This window comes from Flavobacterium sp. CAU 1735 (assembly GCF_039888695.1).
In the GTDB taxonomy this organism is placed as follows: domain Bacteria; phylum Bacteroidota; class Bacteroidia; order Flavobacteriales; family Flavobacteriaceae; genus Flavobacterium.
This window is the reverse complement of record NZ_JBDQQQ010000008.1, coordinates 187,123-200,215: the sequence shown is the minus strand read 5'-3', so window position 1 is coordinate 200,215 and position 13,093 is coordinate 187,123. Positions and strand designations below refer to the sequence as shown.

7 protein-coding genes and 1 rRNA gene are annotated in these 13,093 nt (G+C 39.0%); 6 read left to right on the top strand and 2 right to left on the bottom strand.

All coding sequences use genetic code 11. The features are described from left to right. Positions 1 to 107: ribosomal RNA gene (locus AAFN64_RS16175) — 16S ribosomal RNA — on the bottom strand; the annotation flags it as partial. Between the two features lie 694 nt (positions 108 to 801). Further along, positions 802 to 2,037 carry an FtsX-like permease family protein gene (locus AAFN64_RS16170; protein WP_347761309.1) on the bottom strand — a complete coding sequence of 412 codons (1,236 nt, stop codon included), beginning with the start codon at positions 2,035 to 2,037 and terminating at the stop codon, positions 802 to 804. Positions 2,038 to 2,042: 5 nt separating this feature from the next. On the opposite strand from AAFN64_RS16170, the gene AAFN64_RS16165 reads away from it, so the two are divergent. The 6 genes from AAFN64_RS16165 (at position 2,043) to AAFN64_RS16140 (ending at position 13,085) form a co-directional block, all read left to right on the top strand. Then, complete coding sequence (locus AAFN64_RS16165) at positions 2,043 to 3,299, top strand: DUF1343 domain-containing protein (RefSeq protein WP_347761308.1); 1,257 nt, start codon at positions 2,043 to 2,045, stop codon at positions 3,297 to 3,299. Positions 3,300 to 3,311: 12 nt separating this feature from the next. Then, the gene (locus tag AAFN64_RS16160; RefSeq protein ID WP_347761307.1) at positions 3,312 to 4,871 is read left to right on the top strand and encodes a histidine kinase; all 1,560 of its coding nucleotides are present in this window, start codon (positions 3,312 to 3,314) and stop codon (positions 4,869 to 4,871) included. A gap of 108 nt (positions 4,872 to 4,979) precedes the next feature. Then, the gene (locus AAFN64_RS16155) at positions 4,980 to 7,565 is read left to right on the top strand and encodes a zinc-dependent metalloprotease (protein WP_347761306.1); all 2,586 of its coding nucleotides are present in this window, start codon (positions 4,980 to 4,982) and stop codon (positions 7,563 to 7,565) included. Between the two features lie 15 nt (positions 7,566 to 7,580). Further along, positions 7,581 to 10,931 (top strand): SusC/RagA family TonB-linked outer membrane protein, encoded by a 3,351-nt coding sequence (locus AAFN64_RS16150; protein ID WP_347761305.1) that lies wholly within the window; start codon positions 7,581 to 7,583, stop codon positions 10,929 to 10,931. A gap of 10 nt (positions 10,932 to 10,941) precedes the next feature. Continuing rightward, positions 10,942 to 12,261: a RagB/SusD family nutrient uptake outer membrane protein gene (locus AAFN64_RS16145; protein WP_347761304.1), complete on the top strand. Its 1,320-nt coding sequence runs from the start codon at positions 10,942 to 10,944 to the stop codon at positions 12,259 to 12,261. Between the two features lie 59 nt (positions 12,262 to 12,320). Next, a complete protein-coding gene (locus AAFN64_RS16140) occupies positions 12,321 to 13,085 on the top strand; it encodes a LytTR family DNA-binding domain-containing protein (protein WP_300484749.1) in 765 nt (254 codons plus the stop codon). Positions 13,086 to 13,093 lie beyond the last annotated feature (8 nt).

The window sequence follows — 13,093 nt, the reverse complement described above, 5'->3', positions numbered from 1 at the left end:
CACCCGTGCGCCGGTCTCAGGTTAGCAAGCTAACCCTACCCCTCGACTTGCATGTGTTAGGCCTGCCGCTAGCGTTCATCCTGAGCCAGGATCAAACTCTTCATCGTATATTTTTAATATTATATCGATAATGTCTAGGTCTAATTTGTTATACTCGAAAAATCTTACTCTCTCTTTGTATGCTGTCAATCCAATATGTCTATGAACTTAATTCTCTTTGTTTCTCACCAACTCGTCTCCTTGTTAGCGGCTGCAAAACTAAAAATTCTTTTTGTTTCTCGCAAGATTTTTTTGAAGTTTTTTTTGAAAAAATTTTCTTCGTTTTTCTTACTCAATAACTCAAGGAACTTCCCTGTTTTGCGGGTGGCAAAGGTAAATCACTTTTTTATTTCTCGCAAATCTTTTTTGACTTTTTTTCTAACCTTAGTCAATCCCAATCTGCTTTACTCTACTCTCAATGAACTCCCTTATTGCGGCTGCAAAACTAGAACCTTTTTCCGGTTTCACAAACTTTATTAAACCTTTTTTTAAATCTTTTTCTTAATGCTCTCATTACAAAGACTTAACAATAATACTTTTTTTTGATGGTCTGGGCGCCTTTGGCGTGATTACGCGGTTTTAGCGGGGTTTTTGCCTTTTTTATTACGCAAAAACAAGACCTGACAGGTTGCAAAAACCTGTCAGGTCATCACAAATTAGTATAGTCACTACTTATATATAGGTGCGTTTTCCGAAAAAACAACGCCCGATAGCTTTTCAAAACCTATCGGGCGTATAAGATATATTCTATTATTTCCTTTTTTAATCGAAACGAATCGCTTTAACCGGCGAAATCTTGGTAATAATATAGGACGGTATCAGCAAAACAAGTAAACAAACAACTATCGTTCCCAGGTTTAGCACCAAAATCGGAAGTACCTCTATTACTACCGGCGCTTCGGTAACATAATAATTCTCCGGATTTAGTTTTACAATTCCAAAATATTTCTGAACCAACAACAATCCAATTCCGATTCCATTCCCCCAAAGCAGTCCTCTTATAATAAGGTATAGTGCATTGTATAAAAATATTTTTCGAATCATCCAGTTATCGGCGCCAATCGATTTTAGAATTCCGATCATTTGTGTACGCTCCAAAATAAGCACCAATAAAGCTACCACCATATTAATTGTCGCTACAACCACCATCACAATTAGTATCACTACTATATTAAAGTCGAACAATTTCAACCATTCAAATATATTATAGTATTTCTCCTGAATCGTTATACTATTATAGGTAGGCGGAATTTCCGCATAAATCGCCTCGCCCTTTTCTTTTATCTTCGAAAAATCTTCAATAAAAACTTCAAACTCGCCCACTTCATCTTTACTCCATTTATTGATACGCTGAACATGTCGGATATCACCTATTATATAGGACGCATCAAATTCCTGAAATCCGGAGTTGTAAATCCCGACAATTTCGAAACGGCGCAGGTTAGGCAGTTTATTTCCTTCCTCTTTCATAAAAAAGGTATTGAACTTATCACCCAACTTTAATTGCAAACGATCCGCCAGGTATTTTGAAATGATCACCTCATTATTAAGCGCTGCTTTTAAATTCGGAATCCGTCCCGCAATGATATACTCTTTAAGGTCATTCCATCGAAAATCTTTACCGACACCTTTAAACACAATTCCTTCGAAAGCAGTCTCCGTGCGGATAATCCCCGCTTTGGATGCCGTAGCCTGTACATGACTGATTCCGTCGATATTTTTAAACTTCGGATAAAACGGCTGATGAATCGAAATAGGTTCCACGCTAACCTCCGATTGATTGTCATCGTAGTTGGTTATAATCACATGCCCGTTAAAAGCTGCGATTTTCTGGCGTATTTTTTGCTGTAATCCAACGCCTGTCGCCACGGAAACAATCATCATAATGATTCCGATGGCAATAGCCGCAATTGCAATTTTTATTATTGGTGCAGATATACTACTTTTATAGTTTTTAGTAGTAATTAGGCGTTTTGCTATAAAATATTCTAATCTCAAAACTTATGGTATCAAATTCCGTTTTCAAAAATACAGTTTTATTCTTGGTTTTAGCGATAGTATCCTGCGGAAATTCTGCGATTAAGCACAAAGACCCGAAAACCAATCCGACAAACGAGGCTACAACTGCCAATCGACCAAAGGAACCGATTCTTACCGGAGCCGATAATTTTGAGAAATACCAGTCACTTCTTAGTGGCAAGAAAATTGGCATTGTAACCAATCCAACCAGTATTGTCAACTACGATGGCGACAAACAAAAGTTAAGTAAGCCTCATCATCTGGTTGACTTTCTACTGAAAAACAAATTGGATGTTATAAAAATATTTGCGCCGGAACACGGTTTCCGCGGAACCGCCGATGCAGGAGAGTTGATCAAAGACGGAAAAGACACACAAACCGGTTTGCCGATCATCTCCTTATATGGTAACAATAAAAAGCCAAAACCGGAACAATTAAAGCAAATTGACGTCATGGTTTTTGACCTGCAAGATGTAGGGGCTCGTTTTTACACCTATATCTCCTCCTTACATTATGTAATGGAAGCCTGTGCCGAAGAAAACATTCCTTTAATTGTCCTGGATCGTCCGAACCCGAACGGTAGTATTATTGATGGTCCGATATTGGAAAAAGAATTTACCAGCTTTGTGGGTATGCATCCGATTCCGGTTTTACACGGGATGACTATTGGGGAATATGCACGAATGATCAATGGCGAAAAATGGCTAAAAAACGGAGTGCAATGTCAGTTGGAAGTTATCGCCTGTACGAACTATAAACGAACTATGCCGTATAGTTTACCGGTAAAGCCTTCGCCCAACCTTCCTAATGATCAATCCATCAACCTATATGCAAGCCTTTGTTTGTTTGAAGGCACCAATGTGAGTATGGGACGTGGCACTGATAAACAATTTCAGATTTACGGTTCTCCATTTCTACCGAAATCCGATTTTAGTTTTACACCTGGTCCCAATGTAGGCGCCAAAGATCCGGTTCACAACGGCAAAGTGTGTTATGGTGAAGACCTGTCGGGCGCTCCAAAAGTGACCAATCTCCAACTAAAATGGCTGATCAAAGCCTATGGTGAAACTTCCGATAAAAAAGTATTCTTTAACAGCTTCTTTTACAAACTAGCCGGAACGCAGAAATTACAGCAGCAAATCGAATCCGGATTGGCCGAAACAGCCATTCGGAAGTCCTGGGAAAAAGGTCTGAATTCCTTTAAAAAAATGCGCACCGCCTACCTTATATATGAAGACTAATTTTTCAGTTGCTTGAAATTCCCGATTAAAAATACCATTTCCCGACGTACTTTCTTAATTACATCGCTTATTGTGATCGTAATTACGACAGTGGCTGTTTTTATTTTAAGCAATCTGATTACTCAAATCACCGAAAAATCCAATGAGGAAATTGCCCAGCGTAGTTTCCTAAAAAAATACGAAGTCCTTCAACAGGAATTCGGTCGCTTGCTGGAACAAAAGAAAAACGTACAGGAAGTCCTTAAAATAAGTAATGATCAAAATATAATCAACAACCTTACGGTACTCAATGCGATTCAGCTGAGCAACCCGGTTATATTGTGCAATTGGTTTCAGATTAACAACGGTACGATTTACACCAACGACACCGAAAAAGGTTCTTTCCAAAAACACCTGAATCTTTTGGTTGATCCTTCCGATAAAGACGAAAACTCCAGTATACTATTAAAACAGGGCGATACCTTGATATGGCGCAACTATTTTAAAATTAAAAAAGACGACGCCACGACCATTCGTTATGGTTATGATATTGATTTAAAAAAACTACACGACTATTTTGCATTAATCGACGGAAATGCGCCAAACTATGCGTTTGTTTTCGACCAAAACGGAACCTGTATTTTTCACCCGGAAGCGGAGAAAAACGGTAAAAACATTTTTGATTTTACCAGTCTAAATCCTTCCGATACACTTATCACGAACAAATCCGGATTTAATGAAACCGTAGCTTTGTCGGAATACCTGCAACTGGATGTAATCCGGTTTGTAAAACCTTTAAAACTGGAAGGCATCAACTGGTATGTGTGTATTAACTTCCCGAAAATGATCGCCGATGAAAATGTGAATAAAGTCAAACAACATGCCTCGGCTATATATTTGATCACTACTTTTATTCTGGTTTTTATCTTTTACCTTTTTAATCGTGCCAACCGAAAAGAATATCTGGAAAAAGAAGCCCTGGTTTCCGACAAAAACAATCTTTTACTGGAAAACGAAAAGGTTCATAAAGAAAATGCATTGATCCAGTTGCAACAACTCAAGGAGCAAATCAATCCGCATTTTCTGTTCAATACGCTCAACTCCTTATATATGCTAATTGACGTTGACGCGCCAAAGGCTAAAAAATTCACTTTAAATCTATCGAAAATATACCGTTATCTGATTGACCCGCCACAGGAAAATATTGTCCCGTTGAGCGATGAACTTTCTTTTATCGAACAATACATCTTTTTACAGATGACCCGTTTTAATCAGGAGCTACAATTTTCGATTGAAATTGATGACGATTCGGGTCTGATCAAAAACATTCCGTATTTATCGTTACAAATCTGCATTGAAAATGTGATTAAGCACAATTTGGCCACCATAGAATCGCCTTTAAAATCCCGCATTATTGTTAAAAAAGACGCTGTATTTATTATCAATAATTTACAAAAAAAGACCAGTGTCGAACAAAGTAATAATTTTGGCTTAAAATACTTACAAAGTATATATAATTACTATTCTAAAAAAGACTTCAAAACCTTTGAAGAAAATGGAGAATTCGTCTGTATCCTACCTTTAATTGACTAGAAAAAAGTCATTCACTCCCAAATTAGAGCCACTCACTCCGTTTTGCTTTTATATCGTTTCAGGAACTTCTAAATTTCGAGACAATTATTTAACCAAAACTTAACATAAATGAAAAAAAAGACACTCATATCAAGTACAAAGTATGTATTGGTATTGTTGTTTTTATTGAGTAATGTTACTGCATTTTCCCAGAAAAAGAAACAAAAAGAAACAAAAACAGAAACTACTAAAGACACCATTGCAAAACCCAAAGGTTATGCCGAATTGATTAAAAAAGGTTCCCTTAAAAAAGGACTTTTTAATGTCATTCAGGTTAAGACCGACATTTATTTTGAAATCCCCGACACTTTAATGGGACGGGAATTCCTCGTTGTAAATAAATTGTCACAGGTTCCGATGCAGGTCAATGAAGCCGGATTAAACAAAGGAATGAATTACGAAAACAAAGTAATTTCATTCTATAAAGATCCCGTTGCCAAAAAGGTATGGGTAAAATCGTCACTTCCAAAAGTTTCCTCTCCGGAAACTGATGCCATTACAGCATCGGTAAAGGATAACTTTTCCGAATCGATCATTGAAGTTTTTGATATCGAAACCAAAAACAGTGATTCGACCTCAGTAGTGATTAAAGTAAACAAAGTATTCGACGGAAAACAAAAAAGTTTTAACGATGTATTGAGTAACATCGGATTTGGCGGATCGGTAAAATCGGATCTGTCATATATCGAAGCTGTTAAAACCTTTCCCGGTAATATTGTTGTAAAATCGCAATTAACAACCTCTGTAAGTGAAGGCGGACCAGCTTTATCCGTAACTTTAGGGGTAACTAGCAATATTGTTTTGTTGGATAAAGTCCCGATGAAGCCCCGTTTTTTGGATAAGCGAATCGGGTACTTTACCGAAAAACACTGGTATTTTAATGACAACCAGCATGCGATGGTTGAGAAAGAATTAATTACGCGATGGAGATTGGAGCCGAAAAAAGAAGATGAAGCGCGTTATTTAAAAGGTGAGTTAGTAGAACCTAAAAAACCGATTGTATACTATATCGATCCGTCCACTCCAAAACAGTGGCGTCAATATATTATAGACGGTGTTCACGACTGGCAGGCCGCTTTTGAGAGAGCCGGATTTAAAAATGCTGTAATCGCCAAAGAACCAACGGAAAGCGATACGGATTTTGACATTGATGACGTTCGTTATTCCGTTATCACGTATGCGGCTTCCCCAAAAGCAAATGCCATGGGACCATCGGTTGTGGATCCGAGAAGTGGTGAGATCATCGAAGCCGACATTATCTGGTGGCACAATGTAATGACCTCATTGCACAGCTGGATGCGAATTCAGACGGGTCCAATCGATCCGAAAGCCCGAGGAAACAAATTCAGCGATTCCCATATGGGAGAAGCGATTCGTTTTGTATCCTCGCACGAAGTGGGACACACATTTGGTTTAAAACACAACATGGGTGCTTCATTTGCTTTTGAAGTGGATTCATTGCGTTCGAAAGTCTTTACTGAAAAAATGGGAGGAACTGCTCCGTCGATCATGGATTATGCCCGTTACAACTACGTGGCACAACCGGAAGACGGCGTAACGGCGATCACTCCGAAAATTGGAGAATACGACAAATATGCAATCGAATGGGGGTATCGTTGGTATCCGAATGAATCGGATGAAAAGACAAAGCTAAGTACTTTGATCAGTAAACATCAGAACGATCCGATGTATTTCTATGGAGAACAACAGGATGGCGGTGCGATCATCGATCCGCGATCACAGTCGGAAGATTTAGGAAACGATGCTGTTAAAGCGAGCGAGTATGGATTGAAAAACCTGAAACGCGTTGTAGACAACATTTTAACGTGGACCTATGAAAAAGATGCTTCTTATTATGAAACGGGTAAACTGTATATCGGAACGATCGGTCAATGGCAATTATACAACCGTCATGTTTTAAACAACATTGGAGGGATATACCTGAATACAACCGTTCACGGTGATCACAAATCCAGTTATGTTCCGGTTCCGGCTGCGATGCAACGCAAAGCAACCGATTATTTGCTTCGAAATGTGATTACGATTCCGCAATGGTTGTTTTTTAATCCGATCCTTGACAAAACCAATCCGTTAAAAGATTCTCCGCTAGGGCCGTTTGAATATACACCTTATACCCTTTCAAGAGAATTACAGTACGGAATTTTATACGATTTGTTTAGTGACGACCGTTTACTTCGCATGATCGAAAATGAGCTTTACCAGCGAAATGGCGCAAAAGACAAATTGTTTACCGTTAGTGATCTTTTTAAACGTGTTCATCAACAGGTATTCAGTGGTACAATTCAGAACAAATCGTTGTCAATTTTGGAACGAATGACACAAAAAAATTATGTAGATGTATTGATCGTTTCGACCAATAAATTATTTGAGAAAACAGATGCGAAAAAATTAATGTTTACCAAAACGCTGAACATACCGACGCTTTGCAACCATGTTCATGAAGACCAGATGATTCGAAACATTAATCAGTCCTCACTAAAAAGAGTTACCGAAGTAACCTCTGAAAAGAAAGGAGAATTGAACAAGGTATTGCAACTTTTAAAACTAAAGAAAAACACCGGAAATCAGGAAACCCGAAATCACTATTCGGATTTAATCAATCGAATTGAAAAAGCACTAAACAATCCTCTATAACTAACAAATCAAGAAATGAAAAGACTATTAATTTTAATGACACTCCTCCTCTCCCTTGCAGGATATTCTCAAGAGAGCAGGACGATTACAGGAAAGGTAATCGATGCACAGGACAGGTTACCTATGCCTGGCGTTTCGATTTATGTAGAAAATAAATCGATAGCCACCAAAACCGGTCAAAGCGGAATTATTGAAAGTACCGGTGTCGGTACGGTAACTGACATGGATGGTAATTTTAAACTGGAAATTACTAAAGATGTAAAAAGCCTGCGCGTTAGTTTTATAGGTTATGAATCCTACCTGATCGATTTGACTTCACAAAGCCACTATACTGTTAATCTGAAGTCCGATTTGAATCAATTACAGGAAGTAGTTGTAACCGGTTATCAAAAAATTGAAAAGCGTAAACTAACCTCTGCTTTGGTAAAAGTAGACATGGAAAATATCCAACAAGCCGGTGTTGCCAGCGTCGACCAACTTTTAATAGGTCAGGTTGCGGGTGTGGCTGTAGCACCGGGTAACGGAGCACCGGGAGGCGCTGCAAAAATCCGAATCAGAGGAACGGCTTCACTATCCGGCCCTCAGGATCCGTTATGGGTATTAGACGGACTTCCATTAGAAGGAAATGATGCTCCAAAATTTAATGACAAAGAGAATATTGATCAACTAAATAATTTTTCAATTGCCGGTTTAAATCCGGATGATATTAAAGACATTACGATCCTAAAAGATGCTGCCGCTACCGCTATATATGGAGCGCGAGCTGCTAACGGAGTAATTGTAATTACAACCAAAAAAGGTAGAAAAGGACGTATGGCTGTTAATTTTACTGCCAATACATTCGTAACACAAAAGCCTGATTTTTCAAAGTTAAACCTGATGGATGCCAACCAAAAAGTTGATTTTGAATTAGGTCTGGCTAGTCGTCCGGAATTAACATACCGCGATGATAAAGGTGCTATTTCACGTATCTTGAACACCAGTGGTGAGTTAGGCGCTTATCGTACCGGTGGTTTTTCGGCACTGACACCTGGAACACAGCAGGCGATCAATGCGTTACGTGCAAACCAAACCAACTGGGGTGATTTGTTATACCGTACAGCTGTGAACCAACAATATGGATTGAGCTTGTCTGGTGGTGGTGAAAAATCGGATTACTATTTTTCATTAGGCTATTACGACGAAAAAGGAGCCACTATCGGAACCGGATTCGAACGTTATAACATTACATTAAAAAACAACTATGAAATATCGGACAAATTAAAAGTAGGTGTTGGTCTTTTCGGAACACAGAGTAAAAACACCTCGTATATTTCCGATACGGATGCTTTTACCAATCCGGGAAATTATTCAAGAAATGCCAACCCGTATTTGTCACCATTGGATGCCGAGGGTAATTATGTTTACGACAAAGATATTCAGGGTTATTCGGATCGTTATGTACCGTTTAACTTTTTGGAGGAGCGCAACAACACTTCTTATCAGTTAAAAACCAGAGCCTTAAAAGCGATTTTCGATTTGGAATACAAGGTAACCAACGATTTAAAGTTAACTTCTCAAATCGGTTTGCAAATGGACAATTCCGACACCGAAAAATATGCGGGTAAGGAAACGTATTTCACCCGTAAGGAGCGCGAAAAAACCAGACGTTTTAAAAACGGAGGCTTTTACTATTTCCTTCCGGATGGTGGAATCATCCAGAATTGGGATACCGATTTTTTCCAGTATAACATCAAAACACAATTGACCTATAATAAGATACTTGGTGAGAAACACGAGCTGGATCTTTTGGTAGGTAACGAATTACGAAGAACATACAATACGAGTATCTATTCAAGAGGCTATGGTTACAACCGTCAAACCGGAACAACATCACAAATCCTGTTCCCGGATCAGTCAACAGCGGATGAAGCGCAATACAAAACGTATGGTAGAACTCACAACGAAAATGCCTTTGCATCGTTTTATGCTACGGCATCCTATACCTACGACAGAAAATATACTGTTTTCGGAAGTGTACGTTATGATGGTTCCGACTTATTTGGTGTAGATCCGAAATATAAATATTTACCATTATGGTCTATTTCGGGATCATGGTTGGCTTCGGAAGAAAGCTTCCTGAAAGACAATGTTCCGACGATCAGCAACCTTCGTTTTAGAGGTTCTTATGGTCTACAAGGAAATATCGACAAAAACACCTCGCCATTTGTAGTAGGAAACTACGGAAATGTGAGTATTCTTCCGGGACAAACGGAACAAACTATTGTAGTAACGAGTCCGCCAAACAGTAAATTACGTTGGGAAAAAACCGAAAATGTAAACGTTGGTTTCGATTTAGGCGTCTTGAAAAACCGTATTAGCGTAGCCGCCGATCTGTATGGTCGTAAGAGTACCGACCTTTTAGGAGTACGTGCTTTACCACTTGAAAGCGGTTTCGAATATACCAATATGAACTGGGCTCAGGTTACCAATAAAGGTTATGAGATCTCATTAACCACAAAAAATATTGACAACCAGAATTTCAAATGGACGACCAATTTCAATTTAGCGCACAACAAAAGTAATATCGACCGTATCCAAGTACGTGCCAATAGTTACTTACCATCCGGTGAAGGTTACCCGGTGAATGCCGTATTCGCCTTGAAAACCGCAGGAATCGATGCCAATGGTTATCCTCAGTTTGTAGGTAGCGACGGGCAAGTGGTGAGTGCTGTAGAGTTCTTCCAGTTATACGATCCGTATGCCGATATTATACCAGGTGAATTAGCACAATCCCGTTTAACCGAGAATGCAGATAAATTCAGAAGTTTATTTTCCTATGTGGGTGATCGTGATCCAAAATATACCGGAGGTTTAATCAACACGTTTAAAATTAAAAACTTTGATTTAACGGTTTCGGCGGCATTTAACTTAAAACAAACGGTAGTAAAAACACCTCCATACAACGGAACACAGGTTGACAGAGGCCAGAACTATACTACTGATATCCTGAATGCCTGGTCACCAACCAATACCAGTTCCAATTTACCGGGAATCGTTGGAAAAGGAGATCCGTTTACCGATAACTCCTGGATGGCTTACCAATGGTTTTCAAGCGGTAATCCGGTGAACACGTACGCGTTATTGGATACCTGGGTGGAAGAAATGAGTTATATGCGAATCAGCAGTATCCGTTTGGGGTATTCACTACCAAAAACGGTTACGGATAAAATGAATATTCAGAATATACGTTTTAGTGTAGAAGGAAGAAACCTGTTTGTGATCAGTTCGGACTACAAAGGTTATTTCGATCCGGAAACATTTGGTAACATCTATGCGCAACCTATCCCTAGATCGGTAACATTAGGGTTAAACGTAACTTTTTAAAATTAAGATCATGAAAAAACTATCAAAATATATCATTCTGGCTGTAGCGGCAATCGGAATGACGGGTTGTGATGATTATCTGGATATAAAGCCGGAAGGAAAAGTAATTCCGGAAACACTTCAGGATTTCAGAGCGGTTATGACTCGTGCTTACGGCGTATACCCACAACACAAATCACTCACAACTTTACGTGGTGACGAATTGAGCTTAAACGAGTTTGACGATCAGTTAACGTATATCAAAGATATTTATATCTGGAAAGATGCGAATCCCGATCCGGCTACGACAGGTTTCCAATGGGGACAATTGTATAATGCTGTTTTCTATACCAATGTTGTTATCAACGATGGTAGTTCTAAAATTCCGGCATCCGATGAAAAAAATCAACTATTAGGAGAAGCTCATGCTTTAAGAGCCCTTACCTATTTTGATCTGGTAAACCTTTTTAGCAAACCGTATAATGTAGCCACATCGGGTTCCGATCGCGGCGTTCCGTTGGCATTACAGGTAGACCTTGAACAGGATTTTATTCCGGAAAGCGTAGCAAATATCTACAATCAGATTTTATATGACATTGATCAGGCGAAAGGTTTATTAAATCAGTCGACACAAACTACCGGTTTAAACTATCGTTTTTCGAAAGCGGCTATCTATGCTTTGGAAGCACGCGTGCGTTTGTATCGCAACGAATGGCAAAATGCTTTGGATGCGGCCAATACGGCACTAACTTATAAAAACCAGTTGGTTGATTTGAATACAACCAGCACGTTTCCGAACAAATACAACACGGTTGAATCGGTTATGGCTTTGGAAGATGATTTTATCAACTCGCTAAAAAATGCCTCATTTGCATCAGCCGATTTGATCGGAGCCTTTAATCAAACCGGTGATTTACGTTTCCCGTTATATTTTCAGGCATCAGGCAGTCGTTTCCGATTCCTTAAAGGTGGTGAACAAGAACAGAAATGTACCTTCAGAACCGCAGAACTTTATCTAATCAAAGCGGAAGCACTTGTAAAATCAGGTGATTTGTCACAAGCGAAAGCAACCCTACTGACATTGGCACAGAAACGTTATACACCAGCTGCTTATACGCCATTAGAAACACAGGTTAATGCGATGGCGGCAGATGCTTTTACCAGCTTCCTGTATGAAGAAAGAAGACGGGAATTTACTGTTGAAGGTCACAGATGGTTCGACCTTCGAAGAGTAAACCAAAAACAGATTGTACACCAGCTGGATGGAGAGAATTATACCCTAATTCAAAACGATCCAAGGTATACTATTCCGTATCCGAAAAACGCACAGTTAAATAATCCGAATTTATAATTTCAAGAGGTCCCGGCAATAAACCGGGACTTTTTTTTACTTTTACATAAAAAAGTAAAATGAAGATTGCTATTGTTGAGGATGAACACCTTGCCTCCGGTTATCTGAAAGCCATTTTAGAACGACAGGAGCTCCTTTCGATATCAGACATTACTATTCTCCCCTCCGTAAAAGAGGCCATTGCTTTTTTTAAGGAAAATACCGTTGACCTTGTCTTTATGGATATCCATTTAGGCGACGGTAAAAGTCTTGACATCTTTGAGACGATTTCCATTTCCAGCCCGATCATTTTCGTTACCGCTTATGATGCCTATGCAATCAAAGTGTTTAAACATTTTACGATCGACTATCTCCTTAAACCTTTTGAAGAGGAAGAATTACTGGAAGCGCTTTCCAAATACAAAAAAATAAAAAGTGCTTTCGATATCAACCAAACAGTACAATCGTTGGCAACTATCGAGGATAAAAGTACCGATCCGTATCAAAAACGCTTTCTGGTAAATCACGGTTATCGCTTTATCTCAATCAACGATTCCGATATCAGTTCGTTTATGGGTTCTGGGAAACACCTGTTTATCTTTACAACAAACGGAGCTAGTTTTTTATATGATGATACGATCAAAGATGTTATCGGCAAATTAAATCCGGAGTTTTTCTTTAAAGTAAACCGGAAATATATCTTACACCGTTCGGCGATTAAAGAAGTAATCCGTCATTCCAGTCAAAAAGTGGAAATTGTGGTCGATACGACCATCAAAGACAGTGCTCCGATATTGGTTAGCAAAAACGAAATCAATGCTTTTAAAAAGTGGTTGGATCAATAAAGATGAAT